At 64.1% G+C, this 17,513-nt stretch carries 16 protein-coding genes; 1 reads left to right on the top strand and 15 read right to left on the bottom strand.

Going from position 1 to position 17,513, the window contains the following annotated elements; all coding sequences use genetic code 11:
* Positions 1-11 precede the first annotated feature (11 nt).
* From nuoF to SF06_RS13845, 14 genes are all read right to left on the bottom strand, one after another.
* Positions 12-1,352 carry an NADH-quinone oxidoreductase subunit NuoF gene (nuoF, locus tag SF06_RS13780; protein WP_039562123.1) on the bottom strand — a complete coding sequence of 447 codons (1,341 nt, stop codon included), beginning with the start codon at positions 1,350-1,352 and terminating at the stop codon, positions 12-14.
* Positions 1,349-1,846, bottom strand: coding sequence for an NADH-quinone oxidoreductase subunit NuoE (nuoE, locus tag SF06_RS13785; protein WP_039562124.1), 498 nt, complete (start codon positions 1,844-1,846; stop codon positions 1,349-1,351). The genes nuoF and nuoE overlap by 4 nt, the downstream gene beginning before the upstream one ends.
* 2 nt (positions 1,847-1,848) lie before the next feature.
* On the bottom strand, positions 1,849-3,651 hold the full coding sequence (nuoC, locus tag SF06_RS13790) for an NADH-quinone oxidoreductase subunit C/D (protein WP_139182076.1): 1,803 nt from the start codon (positions 3,649-3,651) through the stop codon (positions 1,849-1,851).
* Positions 3,644-4,318: an NADH-quinone oxidoreductase subunit B gene (locus SF06_RS13795; RefSeq protein ID WP_027590926.1), complete on the bottom strand. Its 675-nt coding sequence runs from the start codon at positions 4,316-4,318 to the stop codon at positions 3,644-3,646. Before SF06_RS13795 ends, nuoC begins: the two co-directional genes overlap by 8 nt.
* 10 nt (positions 4,319-4,328) lie before the next feature.
* Positions 4,329-4,739 (bottom strand): NADH-quinone oxidoreductase subunit A, encoded by a 411-nt coding sequence (locus SF06_RS13800; protein ID WP_027590925.1) that lies wholly within the window; start codon positions 4,737-4,739, stop codon positions 4,329-4,331.
* A gap of 153 nt (positions 4,740-4,892) precedes the next feature.
* Positions 4,893-6,488 carry an isocitrate lyase gene (locus SF06_RS13805; RefSeq protein WP_039562125.1) on the bottom strand — a complete coding sequence of 532 codons (1,596 nt, stop codon included), beginning with the start codon at positions 6,486-6,488 and terminating at the stop codon, positions 4,893-4,895.
* A 429-nt stretch (positions 6,489-6,917) separates the two neighbouring features.
* The gene (locus SF06_RS13810) at positions 6,918-7,667 is read right to left on the bottom strand and encodes a secretin N-terminal domain-containing protein (RefSeq protein ID WP_027590923.1); all 750 of its coding nucleotides are present in this window, start codon (positions 7,665-7,667) and stop codon (positions 6,918-6,920) included.
* A 51-nt stretch (positions 7,668-7,718) separates the two neighbouring features.
* Positions 7,719-8,147: a GNAT family N-acetyltransferase gene (locus tag SF06_RS13815; RefSeq protein ID WP_027590922.1), complete on the bottom strand. Its 429-nt coding sequence runs from the start codon at positions 8,145-8,147 to the stop codon at positions 7,719-7,721.
* On the bottom strand, positions 8,137-9,306 hold the full coding sequence (locus SF06_RS13820; protein ID WP_039562127.1) for a ribosomal protein uL16 3-hydroxylase: 1,170 nt from the start codon (positions 9,304-9,306) through the stop codon (positions 8,137-8,139). Before SF06_RS13820 ends, SF06_RS13815 begins: the two co-directional genes overlap by 11 nt.
* An 85-nt stretch (positions 9,307-9,391) precedes the next feature.
* Complete coding sequence (gene purB / locus SF06_RS13825; RefSeq protein ID WP_039562128.1) at positions 9,392-10,762, bottom strand: adenylosuccinate lyase; 1,371 nt, start codon at positions 10,760-10,762, stop codon at positions 9,392-9,394.
* Positions 10,763-10,848: 86 nt separating this feature from the next.
* Positions 10,849-11,472, bottom strand: coding sequence for a high frequency lysogenization protein HflD (hflD, locus tag SF06_RS13830; RefSeq protein ID WP_027590919.1), 624 nt, complete (start codon positions 11,470-11,472; stop codon positions 10,849-10,851).
* Positions 11,469-12,578, bottom strand: a complete 1,110-nt coding sequence (gene mnmA, locus SF06_RS13835) for a tRNA 2-thiouridine(34) synthase MnmA (protein WP_267882109.1) — start codon at positions 12,576-12,578, stop codon at positions 11,469-11,471. The genes hflD and mnmA overlap by 4 nt, the downstream gene beginning before the upstream one ends.
* 11 nt (positions 12,579-12,589) lie before the next feature.
* Entirely contained in the window at positions 12,590-13,027 is a 438-nt protein-coding gene (locus SF06_RS13840; RefSeq protein ID WP_027590917.1) for an NUDIX hydrolase, read from the bottom strand.
* Positions 13,028-13,167: 140 nt separating this feature from the next.
* A complete protein-coding gene (locus tag SF06_RS13845; RefSeq protein ID WP_027590916.1) occupies positions 13,168-15,393 on the bottom strand; it encodes an NADP-dependent isocitrate dehydrogenase in 2,226 nt (741 codons plus the stop codon).
* Positions 15,394-15,746: 353 nt separating this feature from the next.
* Between SF06_RS13845 and icd the strand changes: the two genes are divergently transcribed.
* Positions 15,747-17,003 (top strand): NADP-dependent isocitrate dehydrogenase, encoded by a 1,257-nt coding sequence (gene icd / locus SF06_RS13850; RefSeq protein ID WP_027590915.1) that lies wholly within the window; start codon positions 15,747-15,749, stop codon positions 17,001-17,003.
* 73 nt (positions 17,004-17,076) lie between these two features.
* Here icd and cspD read toward each other — a convergent pair whose 3' ends face one another.
* Positions 17,077-17,334: a cold shock domain-containing protein CspD gene (gene cspD / locus SF06_RS13855; protein WP_027590914.1), complete on the bottom strand. Its 258-nt coding sequence runs from the start codon at positions 17,332-17,334 to the stop codon at positions 17,077-17,079.
* Between the last annotated feature and the right edge of the window lie 179 nt (positions 17,335-17,513).

Consider the following 17,513-nt stretch of genomic DNA (forward strand, 5'->3'; position numbering starts at 1 on the left):
GCGGTTTCTCCTCAGGTTTGCGCGAGCCCTACGCGCGCGCGCGCCGAGGGCGCGATGCCGGCTTCGAACTCGTCGCGGAAGTACTTCAGGGCACTGCCCAGCGGCTCCACCGCGCCCGGCGCGTGGGCACAGAACGTCTTGCCCGGGCCGAGGAACTCGACCAGTTCGCCGAGCACCTGCAGGTCCTCGGGCGTGCCCTGGCCCTGCTCCAGCGCGCGCAGGATCTTCACGCTCCACGGCAGGCCGTCGCGGCACGGCGTACACCAGCCGCAGGACTCGCGGGCGAAGAACTCCTCCATGTTGCGCAGCAGCGACACCATGCTGACCGACGCATCGACGGCAAGTGCCAATCCGGTGCCCATGCGGGTGCCGACCGCGGCGATGCCGCCGGCGTGCATCGCCGCGTCCAGGTGTTCAGGCAACAGGAAGCCGGTGCCGGCGCCGCCGGGCTGCCAGCACTTGAGCTTATGGCCATCGCGCATGCCGCCGGCGTGGGTTTCCAACAGCTCGCGGGCGCTGATGCCGAAGGGCAGTTCCCACAGGCCGGGCGTGCGGACCCGGCCAGAGAAGCCCATCAGCTTGGTGCCCATGTCGTCGCTGCCGGAGCGGGCCAGGGAGCGGTACCAGTCCACGCCGTGCAGGATGATCGCCGGCACGTTGCACAGGGTTTCCACGTTATTGACACAGGTCGGTCGGCCCCAGGCGCCGACGCTGGCCGGGAAGGGCGGCTTGGCGCGCGGGTTGGCGCGGCGGCCTTCCAGCGAATTGATCAGCGCGGTTTCCTCGCCACAGATGTAGCGGCCGGCGCCGGTGTGCACGAACAGCTCGAAATCGAAGCCGCTACCGAGGATGTTGCGGCCCAGCAGGCCGGCGTCGCGGGCCTCTGCCAGGGCGCGGTTGAGGATGCGCGCCGCGTCGACATACTCGCCGCGCAGGAAGATGTAGCCGCGACCGGCTCGCAGCGCGTGGGCGCTGATCAGCATGCCTTCCACCAGCAGGTGCGGCAGCTGCTCCATGAGCAGCCGGTCCTTCCAGGTGTTGGGTTCCATCTCGTCCGCATTGCACAGCAGGTAGCGGATGTTCCGCGTGTCGTCGGCGGGCATCAGGCTCCATTTCACCCCGGTCGGAAAGCCTGCGCCGCCCCGTCCCTTGAGGCCGGAGTCCTTGACCGCCTGCACGGTGGCAGCCGGGGTCAGCTCGTCGAGGGCCTTGCGCAGCGCCTGGTAGCCGTTGGTACGGCGGTATTCGTCCAGCCACACCGGTTCGCCATCCTCGCGCAGGCGCCAGGTCAGCGGATGGGTGTCTTCGGCACGTGGTACGCGGTTGGCGGGACCGAGAGAGGCGAGTTTCATGGATAGGCCTCCAGCAGCCGGGCGAGGGCGTCGGCGCTCACGTTGCCGTAGGTGTCGTCATCGATCATCAGCGTGGGCGCCTTGTCGCAGTTGCCCAGGCAGCACACCGGCAGCAGCGTGAAGCGGCCATCGGCGCTGGTTTGCCCGGGCTCGATGCCGAGCTGGTCACGCAGGCGGACGAGCAGCGTCTCGTGACCGGCAATAAAGCAGGTCATGCTGTCGCACACGCGCAGGATGTGGCGGCCCACCGGTACGCGGAAGATCTGGCTATAGAAGGTGGCCACGCCTTCCACGTCGCTGGCAGGGATGCCCAGCAGTGCGCCAATGGCCTCGCAGGCGCCGTCCGGCACCCAGCCACGCTGTTGTTGCACGATCTTCAGCGCCTCGATGGAAACGGCCCGCGGGTCCTCGAAGTGCTGTTTTTCCTGCTCAATGGCCTGCCGTTCGGCCTCGCTCAGGGTGAATCGGTCGGTCTGGATCAGGGTCAGGCTCATGGTCAGCGGTCCACGTCGGCCATCACGAAATCGATGCTGCCCAGGTAGGCGATCAGGTCGGAGATCATGCTGCCGTTGATCACCGAGGGAATCTGCTGCAGGTGCGGGAAGCTGGGGGTGCGGATGCGCGTGCGGTAGCTCATGGTGCTGCCATCGCTGGTCAGGTAGTAGCTGTTGATGCCCTTGGTCGCCTCGATCATCTGCAGGCTTTCGTTGGCCGGCATCACCGGCCCCCAGGAGACCTGCAGGAAGTGGGTGATCAGCGTCTCGATGTGCTGCAGCGTGCGTTCCTTCGGCGGCGGCGTGGTCAGCGGATGGTCGGCCTTGTGGGGCCCTTCCGGCATGTTGCGCAGGCACTGTTCGATGATCTTCAGGCTCTCGCGCATCTCGCCCAGCTTCACCAGGCAGCGGTCGTAGGCATCGCCGTTGACGGCCAGCGGCACTTCGAACTCGAAGTGCTGGTAACCAGAGTAGGGACGCGCCTTGCGCAGGTCGAAGTCGCAGCCGGTGGCGCGCAGGCCGGCTCCGGTCACGCCCCAGTCCAGCGCGTCGCGGGTGGTGTAGGAGGCCACTCCCCTGGTACGTCCGATCAGGATGCTGTTCTTCAGGGCGGCCTTCTCGTACTCGTCCAGGCGCCGGGGCATCCAGGCGAGGAACTCGCGCACCAGGGTGTCCCAGCCGCGCGGCAGGTCGTGCGCCACACCGCCGATGCGGAACCAGGCCGGGTGCATGCGAAAGCCGGTGATCGCCTCCACCACCCGATAGGCCCGCTGGCGATCGGTGAAGGTGAAGAACACCGGGGTCATGGCACCGATGTCCTGGATATAGGTGCCGAGGAACAGCAGGTGGTTCAGGATGCGGAAGAACTCGGCGAGCATCACGCGGATGAAATCCACGCGGTCCGGCACCCGGATACCGGCGAGCTTTTCCACGGCCAGCACATAGGGCAGGTTGTTCATCACCCCGCCCAGGTAGTCGATGCGATCGGTGTAGGGGATGTAGCTGTGCCAGCTCTGGCGCTCGGCCATCTTCTCGGCGCCGCGGTGGTGGTAGCCGATCTCCGGCACGCAATCGACGATCTCCTCGCCGTCCAGCTGCAGGATGATGCGGAAGGCGCCGTGGGCCGAGGGATGGTTGGGGCCCAGGTTGAGGAACATGAAATCCTCGTGGGCGCCGCGCCGCTGCATGCCCCAGTCCTCGGGGCGGAAGCGCAGCGCCTCCTGCTCCAGATCCTGTTTGGCGGCGGTCAGGCTGTAGGGGTCGAACTCCGTGGCGCGGGCCGGGTAGTCCTTGCGCAGCGGGTGCCCCTCCCAGGTGGGCGGCATGAGGATGCGGGTCTGCAGCGGGTGGCCGCTGAAGCGGATGCCGAACATGTCCCAGATTTCCCGTTCGTACCAGTTGGCGTTCGGCCAGACGCCGGTGGCGCTCGGCAGTTCCGGATCGCCTTCCAGCAGCGCGACCTTGAGCATCAGGTCGCTGTTCCGCTCCAGTGAAATCAGTTGGTAGAAGACGCTGAAGTCGGCCGGAGGCAGTCCTTGGCGACGGGTGCGCAGGCGCTCATCCATGCCGTGCAGGTCATAGAGCATCGAATAGGGGCGGGGCAGCTGGCGCAGGAAACGCAGGATCTCGATCAGCCGCTCGCGCGCCACCCAGAGCACCGGCATGCCGGTCAGGGTCGGTTGCTCGGTGAAGGCGTCGGCGCCGAAACGAGCGTGAAGTTCGCTGACAATGCCGCGATCATCCTCCTGATAGGGCGGAATGTGCAGCGTTCCGCCGGGGTGCGTCGACTGTTTAGGCTCAGACATCATCGGGACTGCGCAGTTGAGTGACCTGGATGCGCCGTTCACGGTGCCGTTCGCGCTGCGAGGGCATTTCCGCCCTATAGACGCCCTGATCGCCAATGACCCAGGAGAGCGGACGGCGTTCCTGGCCGATCGACTCCTGCAGCAGCATCAGCCCCTGCAGGAAGGCCTCCGGACGGGGCGGGCAGCCGGGCACGTAGACATCCACCGGCAGGAACTTGTCGACGCCCTGTACCACCGAGTAGATGTCGTACATACCGCCGGAGTTGGCGCAGGAGCCCATGGAGATCACCCATTTCGGCTCGAGCATCTGCTCGTAGAGCCGCTGGATGATGGGCGCCATCTTGATGAAGCAGGTGCCCGCCACCACCATGAAGTCGGCCTGGCGCGGCGATGCGCGAATCACCTCGGCGCCGAAGCGGGCGATGTCATGGGGTGCGGTGAAGGCGGTGGTCATTTCCACGTAACAGCAGGAAAGCCCGAAGTTGTACGGCCACAGGGAGTTCTTGCGACCCCAGTTGACCGCGCCGTTGAGCACCTCCTCGAGCTTGCCCAGGAAGATGCTGCGGTGGACCTGATCCTCCAGCGGATCGCCTACCGTCGAGCGTTCACCGATCGGGTAGCGCGGGTTGGCCGCCTCCGGATCGATCCGCACAAGGTTGTATCGCATCACCCATGCCTCATTGTTTGTGCGTCGCCTGACGCGCACGGCGACGGCTGGGTGACCAGTCGAGCGCGCCGATCCGCCCCAGATAAACCAGGCCCGCCAACAGGATTGCCACGAAAATGGTCGCTTCGATGAAGCCGGCCCAGCCGCTTTCGCGTACCGAGATCGCCCAGGCGAAGAGGAACAGCGCCTCGACGTCGAAGATCACGAATAGCATTGCGACCAGATAGAACTTGGCGGACAGGCGCAGGCGGGCGCTGCCGGTGGAAACGATGCCGGACTCGAAAGGTTCGTTCTTGCTGCGGCCCCAGGACTTGCCGCCGAGCAGGCTGGAGACGCCGAGCATGAAGGCGCACAGGCCCAGGACGCCGGCCAGGAACACGGCAAAGGCCCAGTGGTGGGAAAGGGTGGCGATATCGGTCATGGCCAGGCTCCCGGGTGCCGGTGCGGCGGAAGGCGCCGGTGGGTGACTAGCCTAGACCCGGATACGGAAACGACAAGGCCCCGGTATCGCTACCGGGGCCTTGTCTGGACAGTCGCACCGGCCGGACGGGCCGACCGGGCGTGAGCCGGTTCCTTAGTGGAACTGGTTCATGGTGTTGTCCTTGCCGCTTGCCTTCAGAGCCGCTTCGCCAGCGAAGTACTCCTTGTGGTTGTCGCCGATGTCAGAACCAGCCATGTTCTGGTGCTTGACGCAGGCGATACCCTGGCGGATTTCCTGACGCTGCACGCCCTTCACGTAGGCCAGCATGCCCTGGTCGGCGAAGTAGCCCTTGGCCAGGTTGTCGGTGGACAGGGCCGCGGTGTGGTAGGTCGGCAGGGTGATCAGGTGGTGGAAGATGCCTGCGTTGGCGGAACCGTCGCGCTGGAAGGTACGGATCTTCTCGTCAGCCAGCTTGGCCAGTTCGCTGTCGTCGTACTCCACGCTCATCAGCTTGGCGCGGTCGTAGGCGGAAACGTCCTTGCCTTCGGCGACCATGGCGTCGAACACCTGCTGGCGGAAGTTCAGGGTCCAGTTGAAGGACGGGCTGTTGTTGTACACCAGCTTGGCGTTCGGGATGACTTCGCGGATGCGGTCAACCATGCCCTTGATCTGGCCAACGTGCGGCTTCTCGGTTTCGATCCACAGCAGGTCGGCGCCGTTCTGCAGGCTGGTGATGCAGTCCAGCACGCAGCGGTCTTCGCCGGTGCCCTTGCGGAACTGGAACAGGTTGGACGGCAGACGCTTCGGACGCAGCAGCTTGCCTTCACGCTTGATCACGACATCGCCGTTACCCAGTTCGGCTGCGGAGATTTCTTCGCAATCCAGGAAGGAGTTGTACAGGTCGCCCAGGTCGCCCGGCTCGTTGGTCACGGCGATCTGCTTGGTCAGGCCGGCACCCAGGGAGTCGGTACGGGCGACGATCACGCCGTTGTCGATACCCAGTTCCAGGAACGCGTAGCGAACAGCGTTGATCTTGGCGAGGAAGTCGGCATGCGGGACGGTTACCTTGCCGTCCTGGTGGCCACACTGCTTCTCGTCGGAAACCTGGTTCTCGATCTGGATGCAGCAGGCACCCGCTTCGATCATCTTCTTGGCCAGCAGGTAGGTGGCTTCCGGGTTACCGAAGCCGGCGTCGATGTCGGCGATGATCGGCACCACGTGGGTTTCGAAGTTGTCGATCTGAGCCTGGATCTCGGCTTCCTTGGCCTTGTCGCCAGCGGCGCGGGCAGCGTCCAGAGCGGTGAACAGCAGGTCCAGCTCACGGGCGTCAGCCTGGCGCAGGAAGGTGTACAGCTCTTCGATCAGGCTGGAGACGGCAGTCTTCTCGTGCATGGACTGGTCGGGCAGCGGGCCGAACTCGGAGCGCAGCGCGGCAACCATCCAGCCGGACAGGTACAGGTACTTCTTGTTGGTGGTCTTCAGGTGCTTCTTGATGGAGATCAGCTTCTGCTGACCGATGAAGCCGTGCCAGCAACCCAGGGACTGGGTGTATACGGACGAGTCGGCGTCGTACTCGGCCATGTCCTTGCGCATGATGTCAGCGGTGTACTGAGCGATTTCCAGACCGGTCTTGAAGCGGTTCTGGGCGCGCATGCGAGCGACGGATTCCGGGTTGATGGCGCTCCAGCTGCTGCCGTACTGCTCTTTCAGGGCGGCGATCGCCTTGATGTCGTTTTGATAAGCGGACATGGTCAATCCTTCACAATGGGTTGGTCTTTCACCGACTCCCGGTCGACCTGAGCAAGGTCGTGCGACGGGCGGCTCATGCAACCTGGAGGAGGATGGACGGAAACGAGGTCGTGCAGGTAGGGAGCGAGCAGAGGTACTACAGCATCTGCGATCTGCATAGGAAATATGCAGGAAAGGGCTGTGGATCCAAGGCTTCCCCGTCCCTCGGGACGACTACGTTCCAGTCGCAACCTCGTCGATCGCCCGGTAAGGCTGAATCGGCACGAAGAGACCCGGCTGGTTGGCTTGAGTCGCTTCGGGCTGCTCTTCGAAAAGAGCCTCCTGGTTAGCGGGAGCGGGCGCATGATGCGATGGAACGACAGGCGAGTCAAACGTTTTGTAGTGTTTTTTTTGCGGCACTACATTTTTGCTTTCAGGGTTGTCCGCACATCATTCGAGAGCGTCCACGCGGATGCGCAGCGGTTGCGCCTGGGCGGAGCGGGTGGCCAGCCGGTTGTGAGTGGCGGTGAGCTCCTCGCCAGTGATCTCGATCCATTCCCCGAGGCGACCAGTGACGTGGGTTTCGCCCAGCAGGGTATCTCGGGCCCCGTACAGAGCGGGGTCGATCTCGGTACGTCGGGCGCTCAGGTCCAGTTGCACGCCCGCGTCGCCGGTCAGTCTGGCCACCAGTTGCAGGGCGATGCCACTTTCCGTTTCCTGGCTTTGCAGGTAGGGCAGGCCATCCAGGTCGGCGCTGAAGCCGAGCCGGGGTTCGCTGCGCTCGAGTTGCACGAACGCGGGACGACCTTCGCTGGCGCGGATCTGCAGGGTTCGGTGGGGCTGTCCGGCCGTCAGGATGCGAGGGGCAGGGGCGCCACTCTGCGCCGGCAGGGCGGGGTGGGTCACCACTCGGTAACGGGGCTGCTGGTCGGGGCTGGTGTCCAGGCTGATCAGCAGCTGGCGAGCCGGCGCGTCCAGCTGGTTGACAACACCCCGCAACTCATTGATGCGTTCCAGGCTGGCACGCACCAGTAGCTGGCGATCATGGGCGGCCAGCGTCTCGCCTTCGTCGAGCAGTGCCTGGACGGCGGGCAGCAGCTCCTCGGCCGTGCGGTGCTGCAGCGGTATCAGGGCCGTGGCGGCAAACAGGGGCTGGGAAAGAGTCAACAGCAGGGCGATGACGGCTGGACGCAGGTGCATGCAGATTCTCCTTGAGCGGACGGAGTGCTCCGTCCGCATTTCAGGGCCCGCTCAGTTGCTGTGTCGGACCATGTCGACATGGGGGATGCCCGCCTCGAGGAATTCCTCGCTGACCACCCGGAAGCCCAGGCGCTCGTAGAAGGCAGTGGCGTGCACCTGGGCGGTGAGGTACTGGCGAGTCAGACCCGCCTGCTCGGCTTTCTCGATGGCCGCCTTCATCAACATCGCGCCGATGCCGCTGCCGCGCCAGTCCTTGAGCACGGCGACCCGGCCGATATGGCCGTCCGCCAGCAGGCGGGCGGTGCCAATGGGATAGTCGCCTGTGCAGGCCAGGAAGTGGGTGGCCTCCTGATCATCGGAATCCCACTCCAGCTCCGGCGGCACCGATTGTTCGTTGATGAACACCGCTTCGCGGATACGGCGCAGTTCGGCATTGTCCTTCTGCCAGTCGGCGACGCGGACACTCAGCTCATTCTTCATCGGCCAGCTCCAGACTCCCCTGTTTGACGAGCTCCAGGAGGAGGGTACGCGCTTCGTCATTGCCCAGCCATTGGCCGAGATTGTCCTGATGCAGGGCGTCGGCGGAGCAGATCAGCTTGAGCAGGTCGCGCAGCTCGGCGGGCAGCAGGCGGCTCTGGCCGCTGGCGAACAGCAACAGGCCGAGGTCTATTTCGCTCCAGGCCAGGCGCGAGCTGGGGTTGCGTACCAGCACGGCACCGTCCTCCAGGGCGTTCAGCAGCTCGTTCTCGTCGATGTCAGGGCCCGCGACCAGCTCGGGGTACTTCGGCTCGGTCATGAACTGGCCGAACCAGGTGAGCAGCAGGCGCTCATCGCCCATATGTTCTGCCAGCAGTGTCTTCAGGCGCACCAGTGCATCGCTCTGGATCTGGTAGGGATCGTCCTGTTGCGTCAGGTCGGCATCGCTGTAGCGGTCTTCGTCGGGGATGAACTGGGCCAGGAAGTCGGTGAAATGGGTCAGTACTTCGCTGGCGCTGGGGGCGCGGAAGCCTACGGAAATGGTCATGCACTCGTCTTCGGCGGTGCCGAAATGGGCCAGGCGTGGCGGCAGGTAGAGCATGTCGCCCGGTTCCAGCACCCATTCATCCGTGCCGGCAAAATCGGCAAGAATTTTCAGGTCGGCGTGTTCGAGCAGTGGGCTTTCGCTGTCGCACATCTGGCCGATGCGCCAGCGGCGCTTGCCGTAGCCCTGCAGCAGGAACACGTCGTAGTTGTCGTAATGCGGCCCGACGCCACCGCCCGGCGCGGCGTAGCTGATCATGATGTCGTCGATGCGCCAGTTGGGCAGGAAACGGAAGTGCTCCAGCAGCTCGGCGACCTCCGGAACGAACTGGTCGACGGCCTGTACCAGCAGGGTCCAGTCGCGCTCGGGCAGGTTCTGGTAGGTGTCTTCAGCGAAGGGGCCGCGGCGCAGCTCCCAGGGGTGTTCGCCGTGCTCCAGCACCAGGCGCGATTCGACTTCTTCTTCCAGCGACAGGCCGGCCAGCTCGTCCGGGCTGATCGGGCTCTGGAAATCAGGAATCGCCTGGCGAATCAGCAGGGGCTTCTTCTGCCAGTACTCGCGCAGGAATTGCTGCACGCTGATACCGCCCAGAAGTTGAAGTGGAGTATTAGAAGTCATTGCTAACACCTTGCTCTTTCGAGCGGAGCGGGAGTCGGAAATAAAAAACGCCCGGCGCGGCCGGGCGTCCTTGAACAGGCGCGGCTCAGATGCGCTTGGCTTGGGCCACGGCGTTGCCGATGTAGTTGGCCGGGGTCAGCTTGCGCAGCTCGGCCTTGGCCTCGGCGGGAATATCCAGGGTGTCGATGAAGGTTTGCAGGCCGTCCGGGCTGATGCCCTTGCCGCGAGTCAGTTCCTTGAGCTTCTCGTAGGCGTTTTCCACGGCGTAGCGGCGCATCACGGTCTGCACGGGCTCGGCGAGGACTTCCCAGCAGTTGTCCAGGTCTTCGGCGATGCGTGCGGCGTTCAGCTCCAGCTTGCCGATGCCCTTGAGGGAGGCTTCGTAGGCGATGATGCTGTGGGCAAAGCCGACACCCAGGTTGCGCAGAACGGTGGAGTCGGTCAGGTCACGCTGCCAGCGGGAGATCGGCAGCTTGCTGGCCAGGTGCTGGAAGATCGCGTTGGCGATGCCCAGGTTGCCTTCGGAGTTCTCGAAATCGATCGGGTTGACCTTGTGCGGCATGGTGGACGAGCCGATCTCGCCGGCCACGGTCTTCTGCTTGAAGTAGCCGAGGGAGATGTAGCCCCACACGTCGCGGTCGAAATCGATGAGGATGGTGTTGAAGCGCGCGATGGCGTCGAACAGCTCGGCGATGTAGTCGTGCGGCTCGATCTGGGTGGTATAGGGGTTCCAGGCCAGGCCCAGGTCCTGCTCGATGAATTCGCGGGCGTTGGCTTCCCAGTCCACGTCCGGATAGGCGGACAGGTGGGCGTTGTAGTTGCCCACGGCACCGTTGATCTTGCCGAGCAGCGGCACGGCGGCCACCTGGGCAATCTGGCGCTCCAGGCGATAGACGACGTTGGCCATTTCCTTGCCCAGGGTGGTGGGCGATGCCGGCTGGCCGTGGGTGCGCGACAGCATCGGCACGTCGGCGAACTTAATCGCCAGTTCGCGGATCGCCTCGGCGGTCTGGCGCATCAGCGGCAGCAGCACGCTGTCACGGCCCTCGCGCAGCATCAGCGCGTGGGACAGGTTGTTGATGTCCTCGCTGGTGCAGGCGAAGTGGATGAATTCGTTGACGGCAGCCAGCTCCGGCAGCTGCTTGGCCTGCTCCTTGAGCAGGTATTCCACGGCCTTCACGTCGTGGTTGGTGGTGCGCTCGAATTCCTTGACGCGCTCGGCATGCTCCAGCTGGAAGTTCTCGGCCAGGCTGTTCAGCAGCGCATTGGCTTCGGCAGAGAAGGGGGCCACTTCCGGAATACCGGAGTGCTGGGCCAGGCGCTGCAGCCAGCGCACTTCCACCAGGACGCGGTTCTTGATCAGGCCGAACTCGCTGAAGATCGGGCGCAGAGCGTTTGTCTTGCTGGCGTAACGGCCATCGACGGGGGAAACCGCGGTGAGCGAGGAGAGCTGCATGGGGTTATCTCGGCAATCGGGCAGAAAAAACAGGGCGCATAGCATACCCGAAAGATCGGTAGCCAGGGCGCCCGTGATGTGGGAGGTCAGGCGCTGCGTAGCAGCGGGTAGAGCTCCTTGAGCAGCTTGCGGCGGCTGAACACCAGTTGCCAGCGGCTGCCGCCCAGCTGTCGCCAGAGGCGCGCGGCGCGCACGCCGGCGAACAGCAGGGTGCGGATCTTGGCGGCATTGGCGCTCTGTTGCAGGTAGCGCATGTCGCCCTGCACCTGAATGCGCTGGCGGAAGGTGGACAGGGTGTCCTGGTACAGCGCGCCGAAGGAGGCGATGACGTTCTCATGGGTCGGACCGAAGTGCTCGACCTGCTGCTGGATCTGGCCGAGGCGCTTGCCGATCAGGTCCATCAGATCGCCGCGCTTGTCCAGCTGGCGCTCGAGGACCAGCAAGGTCAGCGCGTAGCGCAGCGAGTCGCGCGGCAGGCTGGCCGGCGTACGCTCCAGGGTGCTGGCCAGCGCGCGATAGCCGTCGCGCAGGTTGAGGTCGTCGCCGCCGAACACCTCCAGGGTGCTTTGCGGGTTGCGCGCCAGCAGGCTGCCGACCAGGCAGGCCACGGCGGCTTCGTTGCACTGTCCGGTGCGTGCCAGGCGGTCCACCTGGATGGCGGCGGTAAACACGGCCCCCAGGGCGATCAGTTGTTCCTGGGTGCGATTCATGCGCGTGCTCCGGTGCGGGGGAACCAGGGCTCGGCCAGTTCGATGACGCCGCCGCCCAGGCAGACCTCGCCGTCGTAGAACACCACCGACTGGCCAGGGGTGACGGCGCGCTGCGGCGCGTCGAACACGGCGCGATAGCCATCTTCGGTGCGCTCCAGGGTGCAGGCCTGATCCTGCTGGCGGTAGCGCACCTTGGCGGTCAGACGGCGCGGCTCGGCAAGCTCGACGGGATTGACCCAGTAGATCTCCGAGGCGCGCAGGGCACGGGAGAACAGCCAGGGATGCTCGCCCTGGCCGACGATCAGCACGTTACGCGCCAGGTCCTTCTCCAGCACGTACCAGGGCTCTTCGCTGGCGTTCTTCAGACCGCCGATGCCCAGCCCCTGACGCTGGCCGATGGTGTGGTACATCAGGCCGTGGTGGCGGCCGATCACCTGGCCGTCGGTGGTCTCGATGTCGCCGGGCTGGGCGGGCAGGTACTGCTTGAGGAAATCGCTGAAGCGACGCTCGCCGATGAAACAGATGCCGGTGGAGTCCTTCTTCCTGGCGGTGGCCAGGCCGTGCTGTTCGGCGATGGCGCGTACTTGGGGTTTTTCCAGTTCGCCCACCGGGAACAGGCTGCGGGCGATCTGCTCGCCGCCCACGGCGTGCAGGAAGTAGCTCTGGTCCTTGTTCGGGTCCAGGCCCTTGAGCAGTTCGCTGCGGCCATCGACATCGCGGCGGCGCACATAGTGGCCGGTGGCGATCAGGTCGGCGCCGAGCGTCAGCGCGTAATCGAGGAACGCCTTGAACTTGATTTCCCGGTTGCACAGGATGTCCGGGTTCGGCGTGCGCCCCGCCTTGTACTCGGCCAGGAAATGTTCGAACACGTTGTCCCAGTACTCGGCGGCGAAATTGGCCGTGTGCAGGTGGATGCCCAGCTTGTCGCAGACGGCCTGCGCGTCCGCTAGGTCTTCCTTGGCGGTGCAGTACTCGGTGCCGTCGTCCTCTTCCCAGTTCTTCATGAACAGGCCTTCGACCTGATAACCCTGTTGCTGCAGGAGCAGGGCGGAAACGGAGGAGTCCACGCCTCCGGACATGCCGACGATGATGCGTTTGCCGTTCACGGAGAAACCTTTCAGAAAATCAGCGAGAGGGGGTAGCGGTGGCCGGCCAGGTAGTGCTCGACCGCCTTGGCGACCAACGGGCTGCGCAGGCGCTCGGCCTCGGCCTGCATTTCGGCGGGCGTCAGCCACAGGGCGCGCTCGATGCCGGTATCCAGCGGGCGCTGGGCATCATGACTCAGTGGCCGGCCGAAGAACGTGGTGCGGTAATAGGTGACGCCGTTGCTGGGGGCGGTGTACAGACCGACCCCTACCAGCCCCTGGATCTCCACCGTCCAGCCGGTTTCCTCGAGGGTTTCGCGCAGGGCGGCTTCGATGAGGCTTTCGCCAGGCTCCAGATGGCCGGCGGGCTGATTGAGCACCAGGCGGCCACGCTGCTGCTCTTCGACCAGCAGGAATCGGCCGTTGTCTTCGATGACGGTGGCGACTGTGACGTGGGCGTGCCAGTTCATCCGCTCATTCCGAGGTTCTTCAGGGGAGCGGCATTATACGCGCTTGTCGTCACAGGGCGAGCGAGAGGCGGGAAATGCAAAACCCCGGCACGAGGCCGGGGTTTTGTTGCCGGTGACAGCTCACCGGCAAGGCTGCGAACTCAGGCCAGCTGTGCCAGCGCGCCATTGAAGGTTGCGCTGGGACGCATGGCCTTGCTGGCCAGCTCGAAGTTCGGCTGGTAGTAGCCGCCGATGTCCTGAGGCTTGCCCTGCGCATCGTTCAGCTCGGCCACGATTCGGGCTTCGTTCTCGGTCAGGCGCTTGGCCAGACCGCTGAACTGGGCTTGCAGCTCCAGGTCTTCGGTCTGCTCGGCCAGGGCCTGCGCCCAGTACAGGGCCAGGTAGAAGTGGCTGCCGCGGTTGTCGATCTGGCCGACCTTGCGAGCCGGGGACTTGTTGTTGTCCAGCAACTGGCCGGTGGCCTGGTCCAGGGTCTTGGCCAGTACCAGCGCCTTGCTGTTGCCGTAGCTGTTGCCCAGGTGCTCCAGGGAGGCGGCCAGGGCCAGGAACTCGCCCAGCGAATCCCAGCGCAGGTAGCCTTCCTCGTTGAACTGCTGGACGTGCTTGGGCGCGGAACCGCCGGCACCGGTCTCGAACAGGCCGCCGCCGCTCATCAGCGGAACGATGGACAGCATCTTGGCGCTGGTGCCCAGCTCCATGATCGGGAACAGGTCGGTGAGGTAGTCACGCAGCACATTGCCGGTCACCGAAATGGTGTCCTTGCCTTCGCGGATGCGCTTCAGGGACACGCGGGTGGCTTCGACCGGGGACAGGATGCTGATGTCCAGGCCGGTGGTGTCGTGGTCCTTCAGGTACTGCTGGACCTTCTCGATGACCAGGGCGTCATGCGGACGGTTGCTGTCCAGCCAGAAGATCGCCGGGGTGTTGCTCAGGCGCGCGCGGGTCACGGCGAGCTTGACCCAGTCCTGGATCGGTGCGTCCTTGACCTGGCACATGCGCCAGATGTCGCCGGCTTCCACTGCATGTTCCAGCAGCAGGTTGCCGTTCAGGTCGGTGACGCGCACGGTGCCGTCCGCCGGGATCTGGAACGTCTTGTCGTGGGAGCCGTATTCCTCCGCCTTCTGCGCCATCAGGCCGACGTTGGGGACACTACCCATGGTGGTCGGGTCGAATGCGCCGTTGGCCTTGCAGTCTTCGATCACGACCTGGTACACGCCGGCGTAGCAGCGGTCCGGAATCACCGCCTTGGCATCCTGCAGCTTGCCTTCGGCGTTCCACATCTTGCCGGAGTCGCGGATCATCGCGGGCATGGAGGCGTCGACGATCACGTCGCTCGGCACATGCAGGTTGGTGATGCCCTTGTCGGAGTTGACCATGGCCAGCTTGGCGCTGGACGCGTACACGGCCTGGATGTCTGCTTCGATCTCGGCCTGCTTCTCGGCGGGCAGCGTCTTGATGCGGGTGTAGAGGTCGCCGATGCCGTTGTTGGCATTGAAACCGACCGCCTTCAGCGCGTCGGCGTGCTTGGTCAGCACGGCGTCGTAATAGGCTTCGACGAACTGGCCGAACATGATCGGGTCGGAGACCTTCATCATGGTGGCCTTCAGGTGCACGGAGAACAGTACGCCGGTGCTCTTGGCGTCTTCGATCTGCGCGCTCACGAAGCTGCGCAGGGCCTTCTTGCTCATCACCGAGGCGTCGATGATCTCGCCGGCCAGCACCTTGGTCTTTTCCTTCAGGACGCGAACGCTGCCGTCGGCGGCAACCAGTTCGATCTTCACGCTGCCAGCGGCTTCGATCAGAGCGGCTTTCTCGCTGCCGTAGAAGTCACCCGCCTCCATGTGAGCCACGTGGGATTTGGAGTCGGCGCTCCAGGCGCCCATCTTGTGCGGGTTCTTGCGTGCGTAGTTCTTGACCGACAGCGGTGCGCGGCGGTCGGAGTTGCCTTCGCGCAGCACCGGGTTCACGGCGCTACCCTTGATCTTGTCGTAGCGGGCCTTGACGTCCTTCTCGGTGTCGTTGCTCGGTGCCTCGGGGTAATCGGGCAGCGCATAACCCTGCTGCTGCAGCTCCTTGATGGCGGCCTTGAGCTGCGGAACCGAGGCGCTGATGTTGGGGAGCTTGATGATATTGGCATCGGGAGTGGTAGCCATCTGGCCCAGCTCGGCCAGATCATCGGCGATGCGCTGTTCGGTGGTCAGGTAGTCGGGGAAAGTGGCGAGGATGCGTCCGGCGAGGGAGATGTCGCGTGTTTCTATCTGGATGCCGGAGGAGTGGGTGAAGGACTTGATGATCGGAAGCAGGGAGTAGGTGGCTAGCGCGGGTGCTTCGTCGGTAATGGTATAGATGATCGAGCGATTGGACATGTTTCGAATCGAGCCCTTGTGGGTGCTGTGGTTGCGAAAGCCGTGATGCGCGCCAGCAGTTCCTCTGCGGCGATCCAAGGCGCATCCAGGCTGAAAGGCGGATGTCTGCGGATGGTCAAGAAGGGGTAGTTTTCGACCATGAAGCGGGTTACTTCAGTCAGACTGGGATGTCCCTATGCTCCCGCGGCGGCGAACTATATCACAAGGCCCCTATCTCTCTGTAAGCGGGGCAAAGGCGGCCGGGCGGGACATCTCCGGGTGGGGCGGCGTGCGACGAGGGTATAGTTTCCACCGGGGGGGCAATTGGCTAAGCTCTGGCGCGGAAACACTCATCCAACGAAATGGAGTCCAGCATGGGTTACCAAAAGATCCAGGTCCCCGCGAACGGTGACAAAATCACCGTCAACGCCGACATGACCCTCAATGTGCCGAACAACCCCATCATTCCCTTTATCGAGGGTGACGGCATTGGCGTCGACATTAGCCCGGTAATGATCAAGGTCGTCGATGCTGCCGTGGAGAAGGCCTACGGCGGCAAGCGCAAGATCGCCTGGATGGAAGTCTATGCGGGTGAGAAGGCCACCCAGGTCTACGACCAGGACACCTGGCTGCCCAAGGAAACCCTGGAAGCCGTGCGTGACTATGTGGTGTCGATCAAGGGCCCGCTGACCACTCCGGTCGGGGGCGGCATCCGTTCCCTGAACGTGGCGCTGCGTCAGGAGCTGGACCTGTATGTCTGCCAGCGCCCGGTGCGCTGGTTCGAAGGCGTGCCCAGCCCGGTTAAGAAGCCTGGCGACGTGGACATGGTGATCTTTCGCGAAAACTCCGAAGACATCTATGCCGGTGTCGAGTGGAAGGCTGGCAGCCCCGAGGCCGAGAAGGTCATCAAGTTCCTCACCGAGGAAATGGGCGTCAAGAAGATCCGCTTCACCGAAAACTGTGGCATCGGCATCAAGCCGGTTTCCCAGGAAGGCACCAAGCGTCTGGTGCGCAAGGCGCTGCAGTACGCCGTGGACAACGATCGCAGCTCTGTGACCATCGTTCACAAGGGCAACATCATGAAGTTCACCGAAGGTGCCTTCAAGGAGTGGGGCTACGAGGTGGCGCGTGACGAGTTTGGCGCCGAGCTGCTGGATGGCGGCCCGTGGATGCAGTTCAAGAACCCCAATACCGGCAAGACCATCGTGGTAAAGGACGCCATTGCTGACGCCATGCTGCAGCAGATTCTGCTGCGTCCGGCCGAGTATGATGTCATCGCCACCCTGAACCTGAACGGCGACTACCTCTCCGACGCCCTGGCGGCCGAGGTGGGTGGCATTGGCATCGCGCCTGGCGCCAACCTGTCCGATACCGTGGCCATGTTCGAAGCGACCCACGGCACCGCGCCGAAGTATGCCGGTCAGGACAAGGTCAACCCGGGCTCCATCATCCTCTCCGCCGAGATGATGCTGCGCCACATGGGTTGGACCGAAGCCGCCGACCTGATCATCAAGGGCACCAACGGTGCCATCGGCGCCAAGACGGTCACCTATGACTTCGAGCGTCTGATGGACGGCGCGACTCTGCTGTCCTGCTCCGCCTTCGGCGACGCCATGATCAAGCACATGTAAGACTGTTTCGGCACGCAAAAGAAAGCCGACCCGCAAGGGTCGGCTTTTTTATTGGTTTTGTACCGTCCTGGCGTCAGGCGCCTTGTGTCTGCGGTGTCTTGGTGACGGGGGACGCAACCTCGACGGAGGCGATCGAGCGTATGTTCACCGCGTGCAGGCCCTTGGGACCCTGGAGTATTTCGAAGTGGACCGGCTGGCCGGCCTTGAGTGTCTTGTATCCGTCCATCTGGATTGCTGAGTAGTGGGCGAACAGATCCTCATCTCGGCCGTCAGCAACGATGAACCCGTAGCCCTTGGCGTTGTTGAACCACTTGACCTTACCGCTGAGCATGCTGATTTTCCCTCTGCAAAGGACTCCATCACTGGAGTATCATCGACTTCAATTCCATGTGAAGGCGAAACGGCCGTGGCATGGAACCACCGGTTACCCGAAGGGGTACACTTTGTTTGTATCACCGATTTCCCGAGAGTCAAGGAAGTGAGCGGGCGGCTGAGACGCCGGTCAAACCC

This window comes from Pseudomonas flexibilis (assembly GCF_000802425.1).
GTDB lineage: Bacteria > Pseudomonadota > Gammaproteobacteria > Pseudomonadales > Pseudomonadaceae > Serpens > Serpens flexibilis.

Bases quoted from the DNA above. Each gene is read 5' to 3' on its own strand.
- hflD (WP_027590919.1), bottom strand. From the start codon at position 11,472: ATGAATCGCACCCAGGAACAACTGATCGCCCTGGGGGCCGTGTTTACC.
- cspD (WP_027590914.1), bottom strand. From the start codon at position 17,334: ATGCTCAGCGGTAAGGTCAAGTGGTTCAACAACGCCAAGGGCTACGGG.
- SF06_RS13795 (WP_027590926.1), bottom strand. From the start codon at position 4,318: ATGCGATACAACCTTGTGCGGATCGATCCGGAGGCGGCCAACCCGCGC.
- SF06_RS13845 (WP_027590916.1), bottom strand. From the start codon at position 15,393: ATGTCCAATCGCTCGATCATCTATACCATTACCGACGAAGCACCCGCG.
- SF06_RS13800 (WP_027590925.1), bottom strand. From the start codon at position 4,739: ATGACCGATATCGCCACCCTTTCCCACCACTGGGCCTTTGCCGTGTTC.
- SF06_RS13805 (WP_039562125.1), bottom strand. From the start codon at position 6,488: ATGTCCGCTTATCAAAACGACATCAAGGCGATCGCCGCCCTGAAAGAG.
- nuoF (WP_039562123.1), bottom strand. From the start codon at position 1,352: ATGAAACTCGCCTCTCTCGGTCCCGCCAACCGCGTACCACGTGCCGAA.
- nuoE (WP_039562124.1), bottom strand. From the start codon at position 1,846: ATGAGCCTGACCCTGATCCAGACCGACCGATTCACCCTGAGCGAGGCC.
- SF06_RS13820 (WP_039562127.1), bottom strand. From the start codon at position 9,306: ATGACTTCTAATACTCCACTTCAACTTCTGGGCGGTATCAGCGTGCAG.
- nuoC (WP_139182076.1), bottom strand. From the start codon at position 3,651: ATGTCTGAGCCTAAACAGTCGACGCACCCCGGCGGAACGCTGCACATT.
- purB (WP_039562128.1), bottom strand. From the start codon at position 10,762: ATGCAGCTCTCCTCGCTCACCGCGGTTTCCCCCGTCGATGGCCGTTAC.
- SF06_RS13810 (WP_027590923.1), bottom strand. From the start codon at position 7,667: ATGCACCTGCGTCCAGCCGTCATCGCCCTGCTGTTGACTCTTTCCCAG.
- SF06_RS13815 (WP_027590922.1), bottom strand. From the start codon at position 8,147: ATGAAGAATGAGCTGAGTGTCCGCGTCGCCGACTGGCAGAAGGACAAT.
- SF06_RS13840 (WP_027590917.1), bottom strand. From the start codon at position 13,027: ATGAACTGGCACGCCCACGTCACAGTCGCCACCGTCATCGAAGACAAC.
- icd (WP_027590915.1), top strand. From the start codon at position 15,747: ATGGGTTACCAAAAGATCCAGGTCCCCGCGAACGGTGACAAAATCACC.